General features: G+C 40.8%; 21 protein-coding genes and 2 pseudogenes. 14 read left to right on the top strand and 9 right to left on the bottom strand.

The genetic code is table 11. From position 1 onward, the window contains the following. Positions 1 to 327 precede the first annotated feature (327 nt). Positions 328 to 1,062 carry a haloacid dehalogenase type II gene (locus FTX54_RS11285; protein WP_147805207.1) on the bottom strand — a complete coding sequence of 245 codons (735 nt, stop codon included), beginning with the start codon at positions 1,060 to 1,062 and terminating at the stop codon, positions 328 to 330. Positions 1,063 to 1,830: 768 nt separating this feature from the next. Between FTX54_RS11285 and FTX54_RS16830 the strand changes: the two are divergent. The 4 genes and pseudogenes from FTX54_RS16830 (at position 1,831) to FTX54_RS11265 (ending at position 3,767) form a co-directional block, all read left to right on the top strand. Next, a pseudogene (locus FTX54_RS16830) lies at positions 1,831 to 2,321 on the top strand (DUF3830 family protein). Positions 2,322 to 2,689: 368 nt separating this feature from the next. Next, positions 2,690 to 3,079, top strand: a complete 390-nt coding sequence (locus FTX54_RS11275) for a histidine phosphatase family protein (RefSeq protein WP_281285272.1) — start codon at positions 2,690 to 2,692, stop codon at positions 3,077 to 3,079. Then, entirely contained in the window at positions 3,076 to 3,276 is a 201-nt protein-coding gene (locus FTX54_RS11270) for a histidine phosphatase family protein (RefSeq protein ID WP_338484616.1), read from the top strand. The genes FTX54_RS11275 and FTX54_RS11270 overlap by 4 nt, the downstream gene beginning before the upstream one ends. 47 nt (positions 3,277 to 3,323) lie before the next feature. Further along, complete coding sequence (locus FTX54_RS11265; protein ID WP_147805212.1) at positions 3,324 to 3,767, top strand: NUDIX domain-containing protein; 444 nt, start codon at positions 3,324 to 3,326, stop codon at positions 3,765 to 3,767. A gap of 729 nt (positions 3,768 to 4,496) precedes the next feature. On the opposite strand, the gene FTX54_RS11260 is transcribed toward FTX54_RS11265, so the two are convergent. From FTX54_RS11260 to FTX54_RS11240, 5 genes are all read right to left on the bottom strand, one after another. Continuing rightward, on the bottom strand, positions 4,497 to 5,330 hold the full coding sequence (locus FTX54_RS11260; RefSeq protein WP_338484612.1) for an anti-sigma factor domain-containing protein: 834 nt from the start codon (positions 5,328 to 5,330) through the stop codon (positions 4,497 to 4,499). After that, positions 5,327 to 5,887 (bottom strand): RNA polymerase sigma factor, encoded by a 561-nt coding sequence (locus FTX54_RS11255; protein WP_338484610.1) that lies wholly within the window; start codon positions 5,885 to 5,887, stop codon positions 5,327 to 5,329. The genes FTX54_RS11260 and FTX54_RS11255 overlap by 4 nt, the downstream gene beginning before the upstream one ends. A gap of 986 nt (positions 5,888 to 6,873) precedes the next feature. Continuing rightward, on the bottom strand, positions 6,874 to 7,575 hold the full coding sequence (locus tag FTX54_RS11250; RefSeq protein WP_147805337.1) for a class D sortase: 702 nt from the start codon (positions 7,573 to 7,575) through the stop codon (positions 6,874 to 6,876). A gap of 66 nt (positions 7,576 to 7,641) precedes the next feature. Continuing rightward, positions 7,642 to 8,070, bottom strand: coding sequence for a DoxX family protein (locus FTX54_RS11245; RefSeq protein WP_147805336.1), 429 nt, complete (start codon positions 8,068 to 8,070; stop codon positions 7,642 to 7,644). Then, positions 8,067 to 8,531 carry a DoxX family protein gene (locus FTX54_RS11240; RefSeq protein WP_147805335.1) on the bottom strand — a complete coding sequence of 155 codons (465 nt, stop codon included), beginning with the start codon at positions 8,529 to 8,531 and terminating at the stop codon, positions 8,067 to 8,069. Before FTX54_RS11240 ends, FTX54_RS11245 begins: the two co-directional genes overlap by 4 nt. Positions 8,532 to 8,786: 255 nt before the next feature. Here FTX54_RS11240 and FTX54_RS11235 point away from each other — a divergent pair, with 255 nt between their 5' ends. From FTX54_RS11235 to FTX54_RS11215, 5 genes and pseudogenes are all read left to right on the top strand, one after another. Beyond that, positions 8,787 to 9,386 (top strand): CHRD domain-containing protein, encoded by a 600-nt coding sequence (locus tag FTX54_RS11235; protein ID WP_338484607.1) that lies wholly within the window; start codon positions 8,787 to 8,789, stop codon positions 9,384 to 9,386. A gap of 357 nt (positions 9,387 to 9,743) precedes the next feature. Next, positions 9,744 to 10,343 (top strand): CHRD domain-containing protein, encoded by a 600-nt coding sequence (locus FTX54_RS11230; RefSeq protein WP_338484605.1) that lies wholly within the window; start codon positions 9,744 to 9,746, stop codon positions 10,341 to 10,343. Between the two features lie 887 nt (positions 10,344 to 11,230). After that, positions 11,231 to 12,589, top strand: coding sequence for a copper amine oxidase (locus tag FTX54_RS11225; RefSeq protein WP_147804746.1), 1,359 nt, complete (start codon positions 11,231 to 11,233; stop codon positions 12,587 to 12,589). A 108-nt stretch (positions 12,590 to 12,697) separates the two neighbouring features. Then, positions 12,698 to 13,687 carry a class F sortase gene (locus FTX54_RS11220; protein WP_147804745.1) on the top strand — a complete coding sequence of 330 codons (990 nt, stop codon included), beginning with the start codon at positions 12,698 to 12,700 and terminating at the stop codon, positions 13,685 to 13,687. Positions 13,688 to 13,758: 71 nt separating this feature from the next. After that, a pseudogene (locus FTX54_RS11215) lies at positions 13,759 to 13,971 on the top strand (AIR synthase related protein); the annotation flags it as partial. Positions 13,972 to 14,043: 72 nt separating this feature from the next. Here FTX54_RS11215 and FTX54_RS11210 read toward each other — a convergent pair. Continuing rightward, positions 14,044 to 15,276 (bottom strand): M14 family zinc carboxypeptidase, encoded by a 1,233-nt coding sequence (locus FTX54_RS11210; RefSeq protein ID WP_187254637.1) that lies wholly within the window; start codon positions 15,274 to 15,276, stop codon positions 14,044 to 14,046. A 916-nt stretch (positions 15,277 to 16,192) separates the two neighbouring features. Between FTX54_RS11210 and FTX54_RS11205 the strand changes: the two genes are divergently transcribed. The 4 genes from FTX54_RS11205 to FTX54_RS16825 all read left to right on the top strand — a co-directional run bounded on the left by FTX54_RS11205 (position 16,193) and on the right by FTX54_RS16825 (position 19,167). Next, complete coding sequence (locus FTX54_RS11205; RefSeq protein ID WP_147804743.1) at positions 16,193 to 16,741, top strand: hypothetical protein; 549 nt, start codon at positions 16,193 to 16,195, stop codon at positions 16,739 to 16,741. Positions 16,742 to 16,764: 23 nt separating this feature from the next. Beyond that, on the top strand, positions 16,765 to 16,890 hold the full coding sequence (locus FTX54_RS11200; RefSeq protein WP_281285261.1) for a hypothetical protein: 126 nt from the start codon (positions 16,765 to 16,767) through the stop codon (positions 16,888 to 16,890). 211 nt (positions 16,891 to 17,101) lie between these two features. Then, on the top strand, positions 17,102 to 18,832 hold the full coding sequence (locus tag FTX54_RS11195) for a DUF4209 domain-containing protein (protein WP_147804742.1): 1,731 nt from the start codon (positions 17,102 to 17,104) through the stop codon (positions 18,830 to 18,832). 98 nt (positions 18,833 to 18,930) lie between these two features. After that, positions 18,931 to 19,167, top strand: coding sequence for a hypothetical protein (locus FTX54_RS16825; protein WP_422387403.1), 237 nt, complete (start codon positions 18,931 to 18,933; stop codon positions 19,165 to 19,167). 386 nt (positions 19,168 to 19,553) lie between these two features. On the opposite strand, the gene FTX54_RS11190 is transcribed toward FTX54_RS16825, so the two are convergent. Beyond that, positions 19,554 to 21,068: a multicopper oxidase family protein gene (locus FTX54_RS11190; RefSeq protein WP_147804740.1), complete on the bottom strand. Its 1,515-nt coding sequence runs from the start codon at positions 21,066 to 21,068 to the stop codon at positions 19,554 to 19,556. A 300-nt stretch (positions 21,069 to 21,368) separates the two neighbouring features. Then, positions 21,369 to 21,827, bottom strand: a complete 459-nt coding sequence (locus tag FTX54_RS11185) for a hypothetical protein (RefSeq protein ID WP_147804739.1) — start codon at positions 21,825 to 21,827, stop codon at positions 21,369 to 21,371. A 1,240-nt stretch (positions 21,828 to 23,067) separates the two neighbouring features. On the opposite strand from FTX54_RS11185, the gene FTX54_RS11180 reads away from it, so the two are divergent. Beyond that, on the top strand, positions 23,068 to 23,526 hold the full coding sequence (locus FTX54_RS11180; protein WP_147804738.1) for a hypothetical protein: 459 nt from the start codon (positions 23,068 to 23,070) through the stop codon (positions 23,524 to 23,526). The last annotated feature ends 107 nt before the right edge of the window (positions 23,527 to 23,633 follow it).

Here is a 23,633-nt window from a genome sequence, read left to right as displayed (position 1 = left end):
GTCTAAATAAATGCTACATTGAAATAAAAATTCAAACAATGCGCTAAATGAATGATTTTTAAAGACGGTATATTCAGGATGATATTGTTATATATAGTGAAAAAATCATGTACTGACCAGTGGATATTCATACTTTCAGACCGGTATATCGAGAAAAGAACTATTACGAATCTTGTTTTTAAATTTCCAAACGGTCTAAAAGAATCATTTTTCGTATGACGCCATTTTAAACAAAGCCGACGCATTCGTTCTTTTGTCATGCGAGTATCTCTATGCTATTTTTTGAGTTTAGAAAAGCGAAGAAACATGTAAACAGCCGCAAGAGTTTTACAAACTTCGACGTCTCAGCTGTTCTGACAGATCGACGAGATCGTACGCTGTAATATCGTACTCCTGGAGAGGGGTGAGATCAGGAATATGTTCGTAACCGAATTCAAAGGGGCGCATCACGTAGCCGGTACGAAATCCTAATTTCTGAGCCGCCTGCAGATCGTATTGATGGCAGGCGGTCATCATAATCTGATGCGGATTCAGCCCTAAATAATCGGCCGCCATATAATAAACCTTCGGATCCGGCTTATAGCTCTTTATAAGCTCCGGAGAAAGAATCACATCCCAGGGCAGACCGCTCTGTTTAGCCATATTCGTCAGAAGGGACATGTTGCCGTTCGAAAGCGGGCTGATTGTAAAATGCTCCTTTATTTGTTCCAGCCCGTGCACAGAATCTGACCACGGATCCAGGCGGTGCCACACCTGATTGAGCACTTCGATTTCCTTTTCAGAAAAATGCTTTTTCACTCCCCACCTCTCAAGCAGGGAAGAGAGGGCCATTTTATGAAGCGAGTCGAGGTTATTCCACTCCAGCTCCCCGGACATGACGCGCTGCATGTTCGGATGATACTGTGCCCGCCACGCATCCGCAAACGCTCCCCAGTCGATATCCAATTCCTTCTCCGAATTCCATACGGCACCTTCCTTTTTAATTGTAGAACGAAAATCAACTACGGTCCCAAATACATCAAATAAAACAGCTTTTACGTCTCTTAAATCACTCTGCACCATATTATCAAAGCTCCTTTACGAAAAATCACTCTAAAACAACTTCGATAGAAGAATGTGGAAATCCTTCGGTTCAATTATAAGAATAGTGCGATAAATCATTCGCTATATATGTTGAACTTAATAATTAGTCTCTCCTTCTGTAACCAGCCGCTTTCGTTTCCATGGGGACGCTTTCCGGGCGGGCCGGCCTCTGCTAAACCCTTACTCCCTGCGGTCGGACGGGTTGGATATTCGGCTCGTCCTGATTCGCCCTGGAGTCGCCCCATGTGCCCTGCAGCGGCCTGTTCTCCATTTCTGTTCTTCCTGCAGGTATGATCAGCGGTTAAAAATGATAGCACCCTTCTTTTTTTCGATAGAGAAGACCGCTTTCGAGGTCATACATTCTATTCTTATAAATATTAAGTTCAATTTATATAGCGTGTGAAACGGAGATCTCTTCCACTATTCGTGATTTCCAACTTTCGTTTGTAATATGAAAGTGATTCAAATATATAAGGGTTTACATATAGGTTTTATAGAAGAATCTTTGGAAGATTCATTGAAATCAAACCCAATGGAAAATTCACCTTTTGCCAATATCATCAGGATGTCAATGTTTTGAAAATAGAAATAAGTGGAAGTATTTAGTGTGATTTGAAACTATAAATGGTGTAAAGAGTACTTCAAAAGAAGGCTGAACTCCTATCGTTCTTGAATGCAGGTGATTTTCTGTTAATTAACGGTATGCGATTATGAAATTTTTAAAATACAAAACAAAGGGTGAAGTGTATGACGAAATATATCAAAATTAGTTTAGCTCAACGGGGTGTTTCTTGTATTGCTAGGCTTTTGGAGGAAGAGGCTCCAAGAACCTGCAAGGCAGTCTGGGAAGCTCTTCCCCAGAGCGGGCAGGTTTACCATGCGAAGTACGCACATAACGAAATTTACAATATGGTACCTCCTTTTCCTGAAAAAAGATTGGATTGGAAAACTCTACAGTCACCCCGATTCCCGGTGACGTTTGTTATTTTTATTTTCAATCAGGTCAATTGGATAAAGCTTTCAAAGAAGAGAAAAATATTTCTCATCTGCCGGGGGTAGTCGATCTGGCTGTTTTTTATGGAAGAAACAATTTACTGGTTAATGGAGATATTGGATGGGTACCGGGAAATGTCTTCGCAGCAATTGAAGAAAATCTCCCGGCTATGGCAGAAGCATGTAACGATGTATGGTTTTCGGGAGCGAAGGGGGAACAGTTAATTTATGAACGGTATGAGTAGTACAGGCAGAACAGGGACTGGTAATAAATCTGTACTAAATAAAAGAGCAGTTTCACTTAGTAATTGATTTGGCACGGAAGGAATTTAAATCTAAATCTTCGGAAAAGCGTTAGATTACCTCATAGCATTTAGAAAGAGAGGTGCCCCCCTTAAAAACAATAGAAGGTCTCCTCTCTACGAACTGTCTGAGAAGCAGCGAAACATAATAATCTTTTTTTCTATCTGAAAAATCCTCAAGAAATAATGTCACGATGAACACCTTGCTGAGTGAAGGGGTTTAAATACAAACATGGAATGAATGGTGTAATAAGGATATCTGAATTCACGATACAATTATGTTTCTTACTTAATTAGCGGAGTGGATAATATTGCTTACTTTATATATAACAAGACACGGAGAAACTGAATGGGATACTCAAAGAAAGATGCAAGGTTGGAGTGATTCAGAACTAACTAAGAATGGGAAAAGAAATGCAGTATTGTTAGGAAATAGAGTGAAGGAGATAAATTTTGATGCTATCTATTCAAGTCCAAGTAAAAGAACTAAAACAACTGCTGAATTAAATAAAGGTGACAGAGATATCCCTGTCATTATTGATGATAATTTAATGGAAATCAATATGGGAAAATGGGAAGGTCAGACGGTTTCTTTTATCAGGGAGAAGTACCCTGATGAATTTCACTCATTTTGGAATGTTCTGCATCTTTATAATTCATTAAATGGCGAAAGTTTTGATGAACTAAAAAGCAGAGTTTGAAATCAATCACTTTAATACAAGAGAAGCATAGTTCAGGAAGTATTTTAATAGTTACTCATTCTGTTGTGATAAAAACATTATGTGCGCATTTCAAAAATCTCCCTCTAGGTAAATTATGGGAACCTCCTTTTATTCATGCTACAAGCCTTACAATTGTTGAATTAATTGAAAAAGAATCTAGCATTGTTATGGAGTGAAATTTAAAACATCGGCAATGGGAAGGTCAGAAGGAGAAGTGAAAATAATGATTAGAAAAGCTGTTGGTGCAATTGTTTTTCAAAATAACGAATTTTTAATTATACATAAAACAAAAATAAACACTAATAAAGGGAAACGAAATATAAAAGGGGAGTGGGACTTTATTAAGGGTGGCGTAGAAGAAAGAGATAATGATTTAAAGGAATCAATATTACGTGAATTGAAAGAAGAGACGGGTTCGTCTGAATATAGAATACTCAAGCAATATGACGAAAAAATTTGTTTTAATTTTCCTGATATTATTAAGAAAGAAATCGGATATGACAAACAAGAAACAACAATGTATCTCGTAGAATTTTTAGGTGATGCCAAGATGCTTATTCCCATTGATAATGAAATAAGTGATATTAAATTCATTGAAAAAGAAAAAGTGCAGGAAATGGTTACTAACCAAGAAACAAAAGACTTTTTTTTAAAACATTGGGGTTAGCTGGTGTAAACCCTAAAACCCTAAAAACTTAATTAAAAACTTATAATATTATCATCTTCCATTGTTTTCAATAAAATGTTTAATCTGTTATTCAAATGAAAGGTTTTGTAGCGTGGTATGTTAAGGTTTTGAGTGCTGAGATTAATAAATGCTAATTCCAGAAAAAAGATAAGGGAAAATGGGTTTATAAATATAAAAAACATGCAATCGGATATGTCACGGGTGGAATGGCCAATATCAATCAAAAGATATTTTCATTCACAATTTAAGGAATGAAGTAGTGATTTTTAAAATGTTTGAGGAAGAATTAAAGGGATATTTTCAAAAAGCGAAGAGTTAATTAAATTCTAGAAATATGTAGTCTACGTATGATGTATTTTGATAGACGAAGATGAATAAAGCAAGCAGCAGGACAGGGAGTAATCCCAGCTCTGCTGCTTTTTGTTATTACGATACCTTTTCGCCTGCTGGACAGCAACATGAAAAATGCTAGATGATTGTTCATTTGTTAGAATAGAAAAATCGTCAAACGGGAAAGGCGTTCCATCATGGGATCGACTTCTTCTTTCTTTCCTCATACGCTACATAAAATCGGTGAAAGGCAGTAAAAAAGTTTTTCGAAAGCGATTTTTTAACAACGGAAGGCCTTCATGACGAATACTGGCATGAAGGCCTTCTTTTGGATCTGTTTGTTCCAGCAGAGCTTCTTGGATAATTTTTGATCAGTCCTTAAGGAGAAGCGAGAACCACCTGTCCCTGCGGCTGTTCATTATTCGGCTGCGGTTCCAGAGTAATGGCGATCTGATCTACCTGCATATCGTCCATATCGCTGAGTCGGTAGCGCACAGCTCCGTTTCCATTTTCATCAATGGTAAAGCTGCCTGCCGCTACCGGCGTTTCTCCTTCAATGATCCACGCCTGAAATGCTTCTTCGTCTTCCAGGTCCGGCATGCCGCTTACTTGAACGAGCAGATCGACATGCCCGTCTTCCGAAATAATCGTCGCCGAACCTTCTCCTGAAAAGAGCTCTTCATCTGCCGAAGCAAGATTGGAGGCAAGCAGAACATCTGCTACACCTGTTCCTTCTTCTTGCTCTTCTTCAAGCAGAGCCTGGTAATCGGACTCGATTACATCCCGTTCAAAAGCAAGCTGATCCGCTTCTTCTGCCAGCTGTTCTCTTTCCTGTGCCAGCTGCTGATTTTCACTGAGTAGATAACCGTTTCCTGCCAAAGAAAAAAGGAGGGCGGCAGCCGCTGCGCCAGCCAGCCAGATAGGAGCCGCGCGTTTAAGCGAATGTTTTCTCTCGTCAGCCTTCTGCTGGACGGGTGCTTCTGTACTTTCTTCGCTGTTCCATACGCTGGTTAACACCCGTTCTTTCATTCCCTGCGGCGGCTCTTCTACTTCGCTTAAAAAAGGAAGATCCGCGGAAAGGTCTTCCCATTCTGCCAGTTCTGCCCGGCATTCTTCACAGCTTTCAAGATGCTTTTCAAACGTTTCCTTCTCTTCTTCCAGCATCTGTCCGTTAAAGTAGTCAATCAATTTTTCACACTGCTTGTCTGTCACTGCCAATCCCTCCTTTCTTCATAAAGTTCATCCTTCAAATGCTTTAAAGCCAGCCGGATACGGCCTTTCACTGTTCCGAGAGGCACATTAACCTTTTCCGCTATCGTTTTCTGGGAGTAGCCTTTAAAGTAAAACATGTCAATAATTAGGCGCTGCTCTTCCTTGAGCACACGCATCGCTTCCTTTACCCGTTCACTCCGGTGCTTCCATTCCACCATTTCCTCTACGCCGGGCTGGGAGTCTTCGTGCTCTGTTTCCTGATGGATCACGTCTTCCGTATGTCTCTTCTGCTTTCGAAGATAATCGATGGCAGTGTGGCGGGTGATCGTAAGCAGCCAGGTGGTAAACCTTCCTTTTTCAGCAGAATAGACCCCTTTTCCCCTCCATAGCTTAATCATTACTTCCTGTACCACTTCCTCCGCTCCCGCGGAATTGTAAACCATTTTATAGGCAAACGAATAGAGCAGCTTCCCATACTTGTCGTAAAGCATTTCCATTGCGGCCTGATCCTTGGCATGGAGGCGCTCGTACAATTGTACGTCTTCGTGCTTTTCCATATGACCCTCCTTCTCCAGAAACACGCTTCTACCCCTATTAACGAAAGGAAACCGGGATTTGATCATTCCCATGAAAACTTTTATTGGCTGCGGCGGTGTTTTTGGAGCCGATTGGATCTTTTTTCCGGATCCACTAAAAAGATTATTTCACACCGACCGCTATGTAAGTTTTCCCTTTCGTTTTTCAAAAGAAATAAGAAAGTCGTTTTCCGTACTATTTTGGTTAAGCTTCCCTGCCCTATATTCTTCCTTAAGAACGACCGCCTTCATGTTCCCCCTTCCTAACCACGAAGAGGAGAGTAGATGACCTGTTGGAACAATAAACAACAGCAGAGCTGATAAAACGCCACCTACGTTGTATATTATCAGAATAAAGAGGCAGATGATAAAAATAGAAGTAGGCAGTTCTGTTATTTGTTTAGATCTGTCGTGTTGGTATAAGAGGGTCTGCGAGTCTATTTTCGGGCGCGTCGCGGACTGGCTTTTTATAAGTGCTCCGGGATAATTGAAAAAGAAGATGACGGTTTGTTTGCTTAAGACCCTGAAAGGATTGGCTGTAAATTGCGAGGCCTATCTGGATGAAAAAACGTAAACAAGTAAAAAACAAAGGAATACATTGAGCATTAGCTTCCTAATTTGGATGTGGGAATCTATAAAAGATGTTTACGGAGAGAGGGGGCACCAAGAGGAAATGCAAGGGGCTTTCCAGAGGATGATATAAAATGGAAGCGAAAAACAGGGTGTTAAAACACATAGATCCGGGTAGGAAACACTCAACTATCGGGGTCGGCTTTGTATCGAGGGACACGGAGGAATGGCTGTTTCCCCTGTTTATCTCAAACGAATTTAAAAATTTTTGTAGAAGAAAGAGCATGCGATAGGGGAGGCCAAAAAAAGAGGCGGTATCACTCCTCCGATATGGAATAATCTCGCCTCTTTTGTACAACTATCTTCTAACCTCTTAAAACCGTTCATATCAAAAGACATTATTCCATGTCTACTGTATCTACGAGAGAAGCTTCCATGATATAACGATCAGGGGCGGCACCGATAAAATTAAACGGATAGCACGTGGTCAGCGTTAATGTCGGCTCTTCTTTATCCACGATGACGGTGCGGTCATCCGCATCCGTGATCCATGTTTTTTCCAGTTCATATTCGTACTGCACCCCTTCAAATTGGACGAAAATCGCCGCGCCTTCTTCGACATCTCCAAGCTCCCGGAAGACGGTATCCCGGTGACCGGAAAGGACCGTGTGTCCCAATCCATCAGGAGGGGTTGTAAAGTCTCCTTCATGATATCCAACCCCTTGTGTCAGGGTCTCATCATCAGTACCCCAATACACCGGGTATTTCATATCGAGGGAAGGAATAAGCAGCCATCCGACGTCGTCGCCCTTCTCATAATCATAGTCCTCGCGTGGTGCTGTTTCCTCTTCGGTTTCCTCGGCACGAGACAGCGAGGAGGAAGAAGGATCATCTTTTTGATCGCTGCTCTTTTCATCGGGAAGTCTCTCTCCCTGCATCGAATCAGCTTTTTCCGTGGTCGAGATTACTTCGGAAGGGGCAATATCATTTTCTTCTAATTGCTCCTGGCCGGAAGAACTTTCGGTCGCCCACACATACCCGTTCCATCCACCAAATAAAATGCCGACTAAAATCAAAGCGTACGCAAGTTTATTTACCACTATTTTACCTCCTTCTATTTCTTACTATGCCGACCGTTCCCGTTTTTGTTTCCTGGCAATCTCTTTTCACCCATTCGTTTTTCGAACTTTATGGAAGATATTTTGGTAGAAAGAACGAGTGGAAGAAAGGATGAGGGAAAACGAATGGTTCCTTTTGTTCGTAAAGACGAACAAAAGGCAGATGGCAAACATCGCTAAAGGTAAATCATACCCTCCTATCAACCCAAACGAAAAGCGGGCGATGACAATAGCTCCCGCCATGATCAGGGTTAATACAACCGCAGCTATTTTTATGGCCATCCCTTTCAGAAACGAGAAGCCGGCTAGTATTTCTAAAGCACCGACACTTAACATGAGTTCTCTAGTCAATCCGTAATTCTCAAACATCGCTGTGTTGTAATCCATACGAAACCATTTATCTATCCCGTGAGTTAGAAAGATGGCTCCTGCTATCATTCGAAGAATAAAAAAGGCCCAGACTCTGGAAACATTCATGAGGATCTCCTTCTTTCATTAAGGTTCTGCAAAGTCCCACGGGTGCTTTTTTTCGAGAACAGGCGTTTGAAAATTCGATAGGTTTCATATGGAAAAGGCAGTTTTAAAATACCTAATTGGCAGGGAACTAACGTATAAAACAAGGATAGACCAAACAGCGCCAGTGGAAATTCGTACCCGGCAAGGAGTCCAAGAGACCAATCAAACAAAACGGCACCAAGCATGACCGTACTGAGAAAAAAAGAAGCGAGACGAACGCCTATTCCTAACAAAAGAGCGATGCCGCCAATGACTTCAATTCCGATCATCCCTAAGGTCGCCAGTGGGGGAATCCCCAATTGTTCAAAGGTTTCCAGCACACGTGTCAGAGAAAATACTTTGGCTAACCCGTGACCTGTCATGATGCTCCCTAACACAAACCGTCCAATTAATAGCGCCCATTCCATAGATTTATCCATCATGGTCTTCCTCCTTTTCTGAAAGATTCCTTACCCTATACTACGGAGTTGACCGCAAAAAAGATCACTCTTCTACTAACTAAATTTTCCTATTAAAATCTTTATAAAAATCACATCATTTAATTTTTGGGATAAAAGGGAAATAAAGTTATTTATATGAAGAAACCTGTGTTTTTACATAAAAAAACATATTATTTTGAAAATTTGGGTAAAGAGTACCTGTCGCTGCAAAGCGAACTTTGAAAAAGGAGTGATGATATGAAAAAAGTATTGGCAGTATCGACCGCATCAATGGTCGCGTTTGCAGGATTTGCCGGCTCGGCATCCGCAGCACACGAAGGACAGGAATTTATGGCTGATCTGGTCCCGGATGAGGAAGTCATGGACGTAGATAGTGATGCGACCGGACACGCACACGTGGAAGTAAGTGATGATGGAGAGTCTCTGGATTTCACTGTCGAAGCTCATGATTTGAATGATACGCTCGCCGGTCACTTCCATAGTGGCCCACGCGGAGAAGATGGTCCCGTCGAGCTCTTCCTTTTTGAAAATGACGAAGCGATGGATTACGACGGAGAAGTGGCTACAGGGACATTAACAGAAGACGATTTAGTAGGCGATTTGAGCTGGGAAGAGTTTTCTGAGACGCTTGTAGAGGGTAACATCTACGTGAACCTTCACACAGAAGAGTTTCCAGACGGGGAAATTCGTGGACAGCTGGAAATGGCGGACGATGTGGAAGGCGATGAAATGGCAGACACAGCCTCCAACGGTCCTCTCTATACAATGATTGGACTATTCGCTGCCTTAGCTGGTGGAGTCGTCATGATGGGTCGTCGTAACAAAGCAACAGCGTAAATTACACGAAAAGAAAGTTCCTTACTTGTGGGGGCTTTCTTTTTTATTTGTGTGTGTGGAGCTCCTGCTCTTCGTCAGGCAAAGAGGTTTGATAAGCTCTTTGAATACAATCAAGCAAATGCGCGATCTTTTCTGAATTTATTTTTTCTGAGATGGGGCAGTTACAAAAAAATTTTTGCGTGTTTCTACTAAAGTGAGAAGAAAAAAAGATGAAGATGTTGATTTCTTTTATTTTTCATAAAAAATTCACATTAAAAGTGATCCATTTTCCTTTTCTTTACGTTTACCAGGACAGGAAAGGAATTTTTAACTAAAATTCTTTTTCAAATTTATCACACAGAGAGGAGAACGAGTAAAATGAAAAAAGTATTTGCAGTATCGACCGCATCAGTGGTAGCGTTTGCAGGATTTGCCGGATCGGCGTCCGCAGCACACGAAGGACAGGAATTTATGGCTGATCTGGTCCCGGAAGAGGAAGTCATGGACGTAGATAGTGATGCGACAGGAGAAGCGCATGTGGAGGTAAGTGACGATGGAGAGTCTCTGGATTTCACTGTGGAGGCTCATGATTTAAATGATACACTTGCCGGTCACTTCCATAGTGGCCCACGCGGAGAAGATGGTCCCGTCGAGCTCTTCCTTTTTGAAAATGACGAAGCGATGGATTACGATGGAGAAGTGGCTACAGGGACATTAACAGAAGACGATTTAGTAGGCGATTTGAGCTGGGAAGAGTTTTCTGAGACGCTTGTAGAGGGTAACATCTACGTGAACCTTCACACAGAAGAGTTTCCAGACGGGGAAATTCGTGGACAGCTGGAAATGGCGGACGATGTGGAAGGCGATGAAATGGCAGACACAGCCTCCAACGGTCCTCTCTATACAATGATTGGACTATTCGCTGCCTTAGCTGGTGGAGTCGTCATGATGGGTCGTCGTAACAAAGCAACAGCGTAAATTACACGAAAAGAAAGTTCCTTACTTGTGGGGGCTTTCTTTTTTATTTGTGTGTGTGGAGCTCCTGCTCTTCGTCAGGCAAAGAGGTTTGATAAGCTCTTTGAATACAATCAAGCAAATGCACGATCGTTTCTGTACATATTTTCATAAAAGGACCATGGCGGCAGGGAACATCTTCCCAGTTCTCTTTGTAGTTAGGTTCTAAAACGTGGACATATATTTCTTTACATAATATCAAAGCGATGCCAAATTCTGTATCGTTTTCTTTTGATTGAGGGGCTAAAAGTATGAAAACCTCTTCTCTTCTGATTGCTTGTGTAGACGTATTAATTTCTATTAATTCTATCTTAAGTAGAGGGAAGATTCCCTTTATTCCAATCCGTAGGTAGCTTCATGTCCCCTCATAGTTAGCATTCTATCAAAAGAAAGAGCTTCTTCTTTTCTTTCCACCTTTGAAGAAATAGAGTATTTCATAAGTCCTCTCTCATTTCAGTGGTAGACGATTTATAAAAGGTGACGGTGCTTTTAATCTCGATGATATACAAACGGAAATTTTCATGTATAGACGACCGATATCATCAGGAGAAATAATCGATAAATCACAAGACAATGTCTGCTTTTTCATCATACTTTCCTTATCTTTGTTGTATAAATGAAGCGTCACATCTCAGTATTTCATTCTTTTTGGTAGAACTTTTGACTTGTCAAAAGGAACCTTTTTGTGAGTTTCATCTAAAGTGAGAAGAATAAGAAAGGTAAAAATATTGATGCCTTCTATTTTTTTAAGAAATTCGCATTAAAAGTGATCCGTTTTCCTTTTCTTTACGTTTATCAGGGTAAGAAAGAAATGTTTCATCAAATTTATCACACAGAGAGGAGAATGAAGAATGAGTAAAATGAAAAAAGCCGTCTTATCATCTTGTGCCCTTCTGGTCATGGCACCATCTGCCGCTATGGCAGCAGATCATGGGGAGCATGCGGAGGGCCACGGAGAAGCGTCGGTCACGTCTCCCGCAGCGGACTTCCGAGCAGATTTGGATCAGTTGTTTTCCGAGCACTTCGCATTGACCGTCGCATTTATGCAAAAGGCCCATGACGGGGCAGATGATGCAGCGCAGGCAGGTGCCGCCCTGGATCAAAACACCGCAGAACTTACAGCTGCGATTGATTCGATTTATGGTGCGGAGGGCGCAGAAGAATTTGAACGTATCTGGCAGAGTCATATCAATTTCTTCGGTGACATGGTAGTGGCCGAGGTAGAAGGCGACGAGGAAGCGCGGACGGAAGCAGAAACAAACCTTGAAAATTATGTACAGGAATTTTCTTCTTTCCTCGATAGTGCAACCGAAGGAAATTTACCTCAGGAAGCTGGAGAAGAAGCGATTACAGCCCATGTAGCGGATGTTACGGACACATTCGATGCTTATGCAGACGGAGAGTTTCAGGAAACATATGAGAACTTCCGGGGCGGGTTCCATCACATGTTTGACATCGGCGTTACTTTAGGCGGCGCCATTGTTGAACAAATGCCAGAAGAATTCGATAACACAGAAGTTTCTACTCCCGCTGCAGATCTGCGGTCCGATTTAAATCATTTACTTTCGGAGCACTTTTTCCTTGCAGTCTTTGGCATGCAGAAAGGCTTTGATGGAGCAGATGACTTTGATGAAGCACAGTGGGCACTGGATGAAAATACAGCAGATCTAACGGCAGCGATCGATTCTCTATACGGAGAAGAAGGCGCAGAGGCGTTTGAGCCGATCTGGCAGAGTCACATTAACTTTTTTGGTGACATGACCGCGGCCGCTGTTGAAGGCGACGAAGAAGCGCGGGAAGAAGCGGACGAAAATCTTGCAGATTATGTCGTGGAATTCTCCGCTTTCCTCGATGAGGCTACTGAAGGCGGCATTCCACAGGAAGCTGGCGAAGAAGCGATTTCTGCTCACGTAGCCGATGTAACAAATACGTTTGATGCGTATGTAGCAGGAAACTTCGAGCAAACATGGAGTGAAGAATTCCGTCATGGTTTCCACCATATGTTTGTACTTGGAGAAGTATTGAGTAACGCCTTTGTTTCCCAAATGCCGGAACAGTTTGCTGGAGAGAGCATGCCAGAGGAAATGCCAGCAACAGGACTCGGAGGAACAGCCTCTAATACAACGCTGCTTTGGGCAATGACAACAGCCTTTGTAGCAGCAGCCGGAGCATTCCTTTACGGACGTAAAAGGATAAATGCGCAAGGATAAGAAACGATCACGGGAAAAGGGGAATTTTTCTCTTTTCCCTTTTTTATATTCAGATAGTCACGAAGAAACGCTGCTTCTTCGTGACTATCTGAAGAAGGAGTGGAGCCTATGATCAAGAAATTTCTCTATTTAATTTTATCCCCTCTTCTGATTGCCACGGTGGTTGTTTTAGGATTTGTCACCACTTCCGCTTTCTTTTCTTCTCCAACAGAAACCGCGGTGTTGTCCGAAAGAGACGATGAAATGGAGGCAGATATTCGCAGTGAGGAACAAGAAAAGGAAACCGGTGAGTTTGCGGAAATGCATGAATTTCAATCCTTTGAGGAGGCCCGTGCGATGGAAACAGCTTCCCTGACTGAACCTGCCAGAGAAGAAATTCCTCGTCATCTTCCGGAAACGTTAACCATTCCTTCTATCGATGTAGAGGGGCCGGTGGAAGAAGTCGGTATCCTGGATAATGGCCAAATGGAAGTTCCTGATTCTGCCGAAGGCATTGGTTGGTTTGAGCCAGGAGTGAAGCCGGGAGAACAAGGAAATGCCGTATTGGCAGGTCACGTGGACAGCCGTACCGGACCAGCGGTGTTTTACGAATTAGATCAAATGGAAGCAGGAGACCTTATGCAGGTGACCGATGATAAAGGGGAAATATTAACTTTTGAAGTGACGAAAGTAGCAAAATACGATCGAAAAGAAGCTCCGATCGAAGATATTTTCGGAGCTAGCGAAGGCAGACATTTAAACGTCATTACGTGTACAGGGACGTTTAACCAAGAATTTGGAACACATGATGACAGGCTGGTCGTCTACAGCGAACTGGTCGAAGAAGAAGCCTCGGAGGCGGAAGAACTTTCTCTCCCTGAAGCACCGGAAAATACAGCCGTAAACGGATCCTCGTTTTCATGGCATGCGGTGAGTGACGAAGATGTCGTCGGCTACCGTGTCTATGAAGAGCAGGAAAATGGAGAATTTATACAGGTAGACAGTGTCGCCACGTATGAACGCAAAGCTTATTCTTCCGAGAATGTAGGCGAGGTGCGTCATTATGTTACCTCGGTTAATGAAGCAGGAAAAGAATCAGAAGCTTCGGAAATGCAATAAAGACTTAAAGAAAACCTGGAATGGTAAGGACGAAAAATAGAGGTATAGGATCATATTGTCCGCCAGAGCGGCTGACTGTCATGAACATCGTTGCTTTTCCGATCAACACATTGGATAAAAGCATTTTAGCCGAGGTACTCGACGGTGCTTCTGATAAAGTAAAAGAACCATGCACCACTCTAGTCGGCGGCCATTCCATCGATGACCAGGAGCCGAAGTTCGAGCTGTCAGTAACCGGCACAATCCACCCGAACCGAATTAGAGCAAACGCAGGTGCAAAACCGATCATAAAAAAAGGGCTGTCCCGTCGACCATGTCGACTTATGGGACAGCCTCTCTTATTTCCCGCTGCTTCATTATGGCCGCTGAATGCGGGGGCTGTTTGTTGGAATTTCTGTATCATAGAATTCCGGATCAATTTCGAAAATTTCTTCCGTCGCAAGACCGAGCAGTGTTTCATAAATTCCGATATAGCTCTGCTTGATCAGCATGCCGCTGGATTTCTGGCCCGTGTGACCGTTTGGATGCTGCTGGCCGCGTGTTTCATACAGCATAATGGCCGCATCGTTTAAAGAATAGCTTCCAAGCGCTGTACCCGGCAGGTTAACGTCCGGATAGCGGGAAACCGCACCGAATGGAGAGTTACCTTTCTGGAGTACCTGATAAACGTGACTGTTTACCTGCTTGGAAAGCTCCAGGGATTCTTTGCTCAACTGATAGTCCGTGCCGTCGTGGCTGACTACGTTATCTTCATCCACTACCTGGCCAAGGATCTGCAGCGTATTCAGCCGGTCATCGTCTTCAGAAACTGTGTTGCTATAACGGTGGTGGTGATCAATAAATAAGTCCGGTTCAAGCTCAGCAAATACATCACGGGAAGCCCGAGATTCCGGTGTTACGTAAAAGCCTGGTTCAGAACCGATCCCTGGAAGAAGTCCGGCATCTTCTCCTGTAAGTTCAAAAGAAAGGTCCGGATGGAAATCACGGTTGACGTCAAAACCGAGCTCTTCACTGGCCCAGTCCCGTCCGTGGTACCACGGGGAAGGTGTGTCTTCAGAAAGTCCCCATTCCTCTGGTGTCCATTCCTGGAAATTCCGGCGCTGCTTCGCTTGACCTTCCTCCCGTTCAATAATTTCCGCACCGTCCGGATTGAGCATTGGCACAATCCAAACAGTCACATTATCGAGGATCGCTCTTACATCCTGATTGTTGCTCATCGCGAGCGTCTGAATCAAATCGAGTGCAGCTTCCGTCCCCCCTTGTTCGTCCCCGTGGATTGCTGTCTGCAGGAAAACTTTCGGATTGTCCGTATCGGCTTCCCCGAACTTTGCTGCATAAATCGGATGGTCATACTTTGCCGACTGACCGACAACGTCGAGTTCCATACGGCCATCGCGGGCACGGTCTTCAATCTGCGCGAGCTGCTCGTGCATTTTTTCCGGAGAAATAAAGCGCTCAAGTTTCGTCTGCTGCTCCGGCTGAATCCACGGTCCGTTCGGTTTGGACTGCGGTTCTGCTCCGGCAGAAGCTGGCATCACCGTAGTAAGCAGCAAGGGAGCTGCAAGTGCAGAAACAATAAATTTCTTCAAATTAATCATCCTTTCTGGAATATGTAGTCTTCCATAATATTAGCGTATCGAAATAAAATAAACCACAATATTTAGAAAATTATAACTTTTTATCCATTTTTTCTAATGAAAAAAGCGAGGAGGAGGAAAAAATACCCATGTCTTACTTGCTCTTTTTATCTTTGTTTGTTGGAAAGGGAAGCTATCGGCAAAAAAAGCCTTCACAACAGAAAATGTTATGAAGGGAGCCGGACTTATGTAACCTGATTTTTTTGAAATCGTAGTAGTAAACAGGGCTCTTCTACTCAGAGGTCAATCGGAAGAAAATCAAGGAGGTCATTTTTTGTAATTTTCACTTCTGCAGGATGAATATTCTACGGTTTGTAGTCAATATTCGACTTGAAAACCTTCTTTCTTTTTACCTAAAGAAGCTGCTCAAGTTCGGTCAGCTAGTGGGAGAGGGGATCCCGGACGGAAGAATTCACACGATGATTTGTGCGAGCAATTAAACTCTAGTTCTTTTCCCAGTATTCATTTTAATAATTTATTATGTTCTATTGAAAATCCTCGCCATTGAGTCTATCGACCAAAATATCACGGTCGTTAATTCAATGCTCATTCGAATAGATGCAAATATTCTCTTTTCCTTATTCATCTTAAAACCTTGTTGAATTATAGTATAATCCGTTCTTAAAGGTGTGCTCAATGAAGCAGACGTTCGAAAAGTGAATTTGAACTTTTTTGAACCTGGATTTCTCGAAAAATCCTATCAAGCTCGTGCGTTCGAGAAAGTGTACTTTTATGAACGGGTACTAAACACATGGGAAATTAAACTATAATTATCAGAATTTTATAAAAGTAATTTATCATAGTATATAATTATTTATAGATATATATAGAAGAAAATTATAATATTAAATGAAGTGGAGTGAAATAGTTGATTAATATGAATAAAAAAAGCCATTTAGAGATGTATAAAGAAATGCATGCCAAAGAAGTAGAGAGAATAAGTTATGTAACTAGTAGAGTCCAATGGTCTATAAGTATCTGGATTGTTCTATTTGGAGGGCTTTTATATGCTTACAATAGTTTTGATACAGTGAAAGGATATGAATCCTTTTACTATATTTCAATTTCTATAGCGACTATATGCAGTTTGATATCAATTATAATAATTTTTATTGGTTTGTATAATACAAAAATCCAAAACTTACCTCGACCTACTAATCTAAAAAATTATTATAAGAAATTAGAGGAATATTACGAAAATCTTGATATAGATAAATATGATTTTCACGAGGATTCATTAGAAGAGGCATTTGAGAAAGGATTAGAAAAAATCTACGTCGACAGCGCAGATAATATTCTAATTAAAAACGATAAAAGAATAGCTTACTCACATTGGGCTAATATATTCATGATGATATTTGGAATATTTTTACTTATAACTTTTGCACTAATGATACCTAATACATTAAACTGGTAAGAATACGAAAGGAGGAGAAGTAAATGTCTGATAAAAAAGAAGAGAAAGAAAGAGAACAAAGAAAAAAGAAGCCGAATCCACCCTCACCTCCACCTCCGCGAGAGATATTTGAAAAAGAAATTAGAGAAGCATATAAAAAGAAGGAGTAAAAAGGAGAAATATTTCCGGCTATATTAGCCATAAATGTAGACTTAAAACTGTGTACAAGTGATTCAATCTGGTCACATCACGATATTCAAAAGAAACTTTATATAAAGTTTCTTTTTTTTATAATGTACTTCAACTATATTTTTTATTGATAGATTAAGAGTTCTCTCTAATGAATTTAATTTCAGCACTAATATAAAAGGAGCCATTAACATGGATGATTTGAATAAAGTCATTACAGAACTCGAAAAAATGAGTAACATCGATAGTATGATAGAAATCAAAAGAAAACTTGTAAAAGTACAAGTGAATGAAAATGATAATACGAAATTTAATTATGAAAAATTAGCTTTTAGTTTTCTTGATGAACAGGAAAATGGCTTTAATTTAGGATGTTACTTTGGAGTAGGAATTATTAGTAAAGAAACTTCAGAGTTAGATAAGATAAACGAAAATGCAATTGATTATTGGCAGAGGAGAGTTGAGGAATCGACAAACTGTATATTGATAGCACGCTATTCAGATTTGATATGGGAAATATCAAAGATTTTTAAAGGCTATGATGGATATACTTACGGATTAAAAGCAATAGATGCTTACTTGGAAATAGTTAAAAATTTAAGTTTTAATAACAAGTCAGAATTGATTAAAGTTAGCAAAAGATCTTTAAATTTAGCTCTGTCATTAAGGGATTCGAATAGAATACATCTCGCAAAGAAAATAATGATAGAGCTAGAAGATAATATCGCGGTTGATAAATTACCTGGAACCTGGGGATTTAGTTTTGATAATTTAATTAACAATAAAAAATTAAAACTTAGTCAAGAAGAAGTAGATACTATTATTTACTCTTTAGAAAAAAGGCTGGAGCGATTAATGACCGAAGAAAATGTAATTCACGCAATCAAATCGGTCATAATAAGAATAATATCCTATTATGGAAGCAAAAGAGAAATTGAAAAAGTACACGAGTTTTTAGAGAAATTAGAAGAAACATGCCAAATGCATGAAACGAGAGAGAATGTCTTTTCTACTGAAGCTAATCTTCAAGAGTTATATCAACTTTATAAAGAATATGGCCTAAGGGAAGAAGCATCAAGAATTCTTGTGAAAATTTCAAGGTTAGGCCCACTAATTAATGAAAAATTGATACGCTTTGAAAAAGAGATTGAAATTCCAAAAGAAGATTTAAAACAATTCTTGGATGCCATTGTTCAAGGTGACCTAGAACAAGATGTGATAAATGTTTGTTTGATGCTTATACCTAAAAGCAAAGATGTGGAAAAACAAGTTGGTGAATTCAAATCACTGTTAACCCAATCCCTCCCTTCCATTATATTATCAAATGAAGGTAGAAGAGCGGCGACTATTAGGAGTGCTGAGGAAGATTTTAAAGGAAATATTATAAAGACATATGCAGATTTAATTGAAGTACGCTTGGGGTTGATAAACTTAGTAATAAAAGAATTTATTTATTTCCACTCTCTTGATCATGAAAAGTTATTAAGCATTTTAACGTTATCTCCAGCATTTGATAAAAGGAAAATTGAACTTATAAAAAAGGGACTTATTCTCTACTTTGAAGATGAGTATATTGCTGCAATTCACGTACTATTACCTCAAATAGAAAATGCCTTAAGAAATATTATAAGAAATTGCGATGGAGCCACAATTAAAGCTAATACAAATAAGGGTGGATTCGATGTCATCACTCTAAATGATATACTTAATTCCGAAATTTTACTGGAAGTATACAATATAGATACTATATTGTATTTAAAAGCAACCTTAAATGATAGCAGAGGTTTAAATTTAAGAAATAATATATTGCATGGTTTATCTGGTATAAATAATTATAACGAGAAAATTGCAAGCTTAATGGTACAAATATTATTAATAATATCTTTATTTAAAGAAGAAACTGAGGTTGAACCTACAGAATAGTAAAGAAAAAGTTTAATGAAGTTGAGTGGTGAAAAATTCTCAATATCTCACACTTAACATAATCTAATGTTATCGGAAGCTGCATAAATAGAAAAGGAGTGTTGGTGCGATTTGATCGCATCGACTCTCCTTTTTCAATTGTAAAGTATCCTTGCAGAAACTCTTTATTACATGATAGTTCGAAGGTGGATATGAGACGTGGATGGGCAGCAACGAGAAATGCAATTCATACTTCTACGGGGACAGCGAAAGCCGTCGGAAAAATTTTACCAGAATTAAAAGGCGTTGTTGATGGAACAGCTTTGCGAATACCCATGCAAGTGAGACAATTCTAGAGTTTTACGCCAATTTAGCAAGGAAAGTAACAATTGAAGAAGGGGATACAACCATGAAAAAAGCTGCAACTTCCTCATTTGAATACTCGGAAAACTGCTGGTTTCCTCAGATGTTATTGGCACTTCAACAGGAGGTATTTATGATGCGACCTTAACGGATATCGTTGGAAATGGGGATAAACAGCTCGTGAAAATTGTTTCTTGGTACAACAACGAAAATGGATTTGGATCAGCTCTGATTCTTTTGGCTGAACATTTAGCTAAACTCATTAAATAAACGTTAAATGAAGTAATACGATTTGAATCTTTTAAAAAGAATGATGAGAAAATATACATTACATAGAAACAGGCAGATAGCGAAATGGCACTATCTGCCTGTTAAGACGTTAATAAACTTCAATTTGCCCCATCATGCCATTATCTTCATGTTCCAAAATGTGGCAGTGAAAAACGAATACCCCTTTTTCCGGGAAAGTGACAAGCAGTTTTACCCGTTCGTCGGGTTCAACCAATACGCTGTCTTTTAAGCCCTGTTCATTCGGTTCCACTTCTTCACCATCACGGGAAATGATTTTGAATTGGGTGCCGTGAATATGGAAGGGATGAATCATGCCGCCCATCATATCGGGTCTGTTGTAAACTTCCCACACTTCCGTAACGCCTTGTTCCTGGCGGAAGTCGATGCGTTCCATGTCGAATTTCTTTCCATTGATCGTCACCATATCCGCCATGCCAAACAACTCAATTTCCTTCGATACTGGCATTGCAGTTTCCTGTTCGGTCAGGAAGGGCTCGTCGGATGTCCACATTTTGGCGGTGTCCGCCGGAGAATCTTCAAGAGCCAGATCAAACGGGAGCAATGCAGTCCCTTCGTCATTGATGATGGCAAGAGATTCTTCTTCAGTCATCGTTGAAAAATCGATGAGAATTTCTGCACGCTCCGAAGCGGCTAAAGTCAGGGTGTCGGTTTCAACTGGTTCATCCAGCAATCCGCCATCAGAAGCGATTTGCGTGAAGTTCGCGCCATTGCTCAACTGGAACGTGTAATTTCGCGCATTGGCTCCATTCAACAAACGAAAGCGCATGACGGATTTGGTGACGGTCAATTTTGGGTTTATAGTGCCGTTGACGATAGAAATATCGCCTAATGTTCCGTCCTGGTTCATCAGTCTGTCGTAATTCAATTGTTTGTTTTCATCAAACAGGCGATCCTGGAAAATGAGCGGGATGTCATCAACGCCATATTCATCGGGAAGTTCCGAATCAGAGCCGGACTCCTCTCCAATGAGCAACATCCCGGACAGTCCTTCGAAAACTTGTTCAGCGGTCGAGCCGTGGACATGTGGATGATACCAAAGCGTGGCGGCTGGCTGATCAACTTCCAATGTAATGATCTGGCTGTCGCCGGGCTGGATTTCACCGTGTGGACCGCCGTCGATTTCACCGGGAACTTCCAGGCCGTGCCAATGAAAGGTGGTCGGTTCATCCAAATCATTTGTGATTTTGACATCCACACTTTCGCCTTTTTCAAGCTTAAGTGTGGGGCCAAGTAAATCGCCGTTATAGCCATAGGTGTCGGTCGAAATGCCCTTGAAAAATTCAGTCGATCCTTGCTGGGCGGTAACTTCATAATCAAAATCCTGGCCTTGCTGCCTTTCTAATACAGGAGGAATCGACAGCTCATTGATTCCTTCAGAGGCTGCGAGGAGGGGGATATTTCCGTGGTTCATCATGCCGCCCATACCGCCCATACCTCTCTCATTATTGCCGTCTTCTTGGTTGTCGCCGCCCATGCGGCCCATGTTGCCATTATCCATCGGGGAGCCTCCGGTATTTTCATTGTCGCTGCAGCCAATTAAGATGAAGCTGAGAGCGAATGAGCCTAACAGAACCTTTTTCATTGTTTGTCGCTTCCTTCCATCAATTATTTTGTGGAGACTGAAGAATAATAACTTTCGAGTCTTCAAGTCTTAAAACAGTATTCCCTTTCCAAGAAGTTCTTGCAACTGTGCTTCCTTTATTCTCGCATAGAGATGTGTATTTTCTATGAAACTTAATAAGAAAGTGAAATCGCTACTTTCATCCCACCAGTATCATCAACCAAGAATTGACTGCGTTCCAGCCAAACTATAAGTGCAGTACTTTAGCAACTACTGTTAAATTAAGCTCTTCACTTTTTTGTTTTTTAACTTTTTCCAAAATTAACGTCTTTTAGCAACCTCAACAATAAATGGGAAAACGAAAACGCCCGTATCTGCAAATTTAAATTCTGCCCATAGTTTGTAAAACCCTGGGGATGGGAACTGAGCCTCAAATACGGTTTGGTCATTTGATGTTGGATGAACATGGATAAAGCGTGTTCCTTGCTCGTCCAGCACAACCAGATGCCCTAACGCTCCCAAGTAAGGCAGAGGAGTATCTTCGTGTAAATCAAAAAATAAAGTGGTGGATTTTTCGGCAATCAATTCCGGATGTTGAAACGTAACTGTTTTTCCTTGGAATTCTTTTGTTGAACTTTCGTTTTTAACAAGCGACTCCCAATTCTTTTCAGGTGTCTCGGCTCCTTCGTCGACGGTTATCATAATTGGCTCGATGACATATGACATCCCGACAGGATTAATGCCAGCAAAAGCAAGGTAGCTCCCCGTTGACAGTTCCAAATCTACTTCATAGTCGCCTGAGTCGTTCTAAATTGGGTGGACCAGAACTACTGTTAGAAAACAATAACAATAGGAGTATTAAAAGGAGCCTGGTAACTAGGTGATCTACCTTAGAAGTTACACCAGGCTCTTTATGAAATTACATATTATGTCATTAATTTTTATCGCTCGTTTGCTGTCTTATAAATTTTTTCTTTATCTTGTTTACTAATAGCGACAATCTTTGTATTTCTATTGGTGTTGCAGCCTATCATGAATTACTTCAATGCTTAAGAAAACCAGGCTTGAACTGCTAGAGAGGAGCTTAGCGTTGTAAATCCGCATATTCCTGACTCTACCCTGAAGATGAGAAAAAACCAAGGTCGGAAAGACCAATTTTTAAGTGTAAGGCTCTGTTAAAGCTCCGTGTTGTTATTGGATTGCCTGCGGCTCCTTTTTCTTCGCTTGCCGCGGAGAAAGCCCTCAGCTCTCCCTCCTTTGCGTCCGGGAGGATCTTCCTGCTTTCTTTTTCCGCAGGCGTCTTGAAAAATCGCCTTGGCACTGGTTTTTACCTTGGTATCTTCTTGATTCAACCAGCAGACTTTCTGTATGGGAAAAAAAACGAAGCGGAAACCGGCGGACGCCTGTGGAAGAAGGAGATTGGAAGATCCCGCAGGGCGTAAGCCCGAGGAAGCTGGAAAGCTCCTCCACGGCAAGCCTGCCGGGTTGGAGCGAAGTTTTCTTATATATCAACAGCAGACTTTAACAGAGCTAAGTGTAAAGGAAAAAATGTTGAATCAATCAAGTTAGGAGATTATTTGTTTAGGCGAAAGGATATATTTATAAATTACATGGTCTTAAGTATTTTGATTTCTTCAAAAGATTGACTTATGGCTGAAAGAGTCCATACTTAATATAGAATCAAAATTTAAAAATAGGTTGTTTAAAAAGCAGTATATGTTTACAGATAGAAATAATATGCATAAGTTTCATCAATTTAAAAAGTCATTCCATTCATTTGTCTTTCACTTCAAATAAGGAAGTCAAAGCTTTTTAATATAACATTTTCGAATTCAATTAAGTGAATAACTTCACATAGTTTCTTGTGACATGTAGTTATTATCAAATTATCTGTCTGGAGACGGTTCAAGCAGCAATCACAACAAGTAACATAAATTTAGTTTAATACTAATGTTAATTTTTTGAATATTACGTCTAGTTAACACCAGGCAGACAATTACATTTAAGAAAGGATGTTAATATGAAATATTCTATGCGTTCAGCCGTATGTGAGGAAATGATACACTCACTCAATCGATCTCCAAACAGTTTACAGGACTTGCTTTGGCAGGCTTCACAAGATGAAAAAGTGGCCAGCATCGCTCCCTTTTACGGATTTTATCTATATCCGCAGGAATGGCTCCATTATTCTTTACAAAATAAAGATCCCTTAATGGCTGAAATGAATGAAGCAATGCTGATAGCTCTAGATTTCCCAACAATGGAAGCAGGTCCTAAAATGCTTCTCTATTTTTCGATCGCTGCCTCCCTCAACACGGAAGAAATTTATAAACAGAGTTTATCAGCCGCGTTTAAGACAACCAAACTTTTTCAAACGTATATCCATCTGCAAAACAGAGTGTCGCTTTTTGAAAAAGACAAACAGTTTACGAAGCCTAATTATAACTTTTTGCTGAAAGAAGCTGTTGCATCTTACTAAATATTTTTTGCGGCACGGGGTAAATGAAAGCATATGATAAATCCTATTCTAAAATGCTTTCATAAAAGCAATCAACATCGCTGAAAAAGAAGGGAAGAAAGGAGGGT

The sequence above is a fragment of the Alkalicoccus halolimnae genome (genome assembly GCF_008014775.2).
Taxonomy (GTDB): Bacteria; Bacillota; Bacilli; order Bacillales; family Salisediminibacteriaceae; genus Alkalicoccus; species Alkalicoccus halolimnae.
The sequence above is the reverse complement of the archived record's forward strand: the minus strand, read 5'-3'. Positions and strand labels throughout refer to the sequence as shown.

Excerpts from the sequence above, each read along its gene's own strand:
- FTX54_RS11285 (WP_147805207.1), bottom strand. The coding sequence starts at position 1,062 with ATGGTGCAGAGTGATTTAAGAGACGTAAAAGCTGTTTTATTTGATGTA.
- FTX54_RS11265 (WP_147805212.1), top strand. The coding sequence starts at position 3,324 with ATGATTAGAAAAGCTGTTGGTGCAATTGTTTTTCAAAATAACGAATTT.
- FTX54_RS11255 (WP_338484610.1), bottom strand. The coding sequence starts at position 5,887 with ATGGAAAAGCACGAAGACGTACAATTGTACGAGCGCCTCCATGCCAAG.
- FTX54_RS11245 (WP_147805336.1), bottom strand. The coding sequence starts at position 8,070 with ATGAATGTTTCCAGAGTCTGGGCCTTTTTTATTCTTCGAATGATAGCA.
- FTX54_RS11240 (WP_147805335.1), bottom strand. The coding sequence starts at position 8,531 with ATGATGGATAAATCTATGGAATGGGCGCTATTAATTGGACGGTTTGTG.
- FTX54_RS11235 (WP_338484607.1), top strand. The coding sequence starts at position 8,787 with ATGAAAAAAGTATTGGCAGTATCGACCGCATCAATGGTCGCGTTTGCA.
- FTX54_RS11230 (WP_338484605.1), top strand. The coding sequence starts at position 9,744 with ATGAAAAAAGTATTTGCAGTATCGACCGCATCAGTGGTAGCGTTTGCA.
- FTX54_RS11225 (WP_147804746.1), top strand. The coding sequence starts at position 11,231 with ATGAGTAAAATGAAAAAAGCCGTCTTATCATCTTGTGCCCTTCTGGTC.
- FTX54_RS11220 (WP_147804745.1), top strand. The coding sequence starts at position 12,698 with ATGATCAAGAAATTTCTCTATTTAATTTTATCCCCTCTTCTGATTGCC.
- FTX54_RS11200 (WP_281285261.1), top strand. The coding sequence starts at position 16,765 with ATGTCTGATAAAAAAGAAGAGAAAGAAAGAGAACAAAGAAAAAAGAAG.
- FTX54_RS11195 (WP_147804742.1), top strand. The coding sequence starts at position 17,102 with ATGGATGATTTGAATAAAGTCATTACAGAACTCGAAAAAATGAGTAAC.
- FTX54_RS11190 (WP_147804740.1), bottom strand. The coding sequence starts at position 21,068 with ATGAAAAAGGTTCTGTTAGGCTCATTCGCTCTCAGCTTCATCTTAATT.
- FTX54_RS11180 (WP_147804738.1), top strand. The coding sequence starts at position 23,068 with ATGAAATATTCTATGCGTTCAGCCGTATGTGAGGAAATGATACACTCA.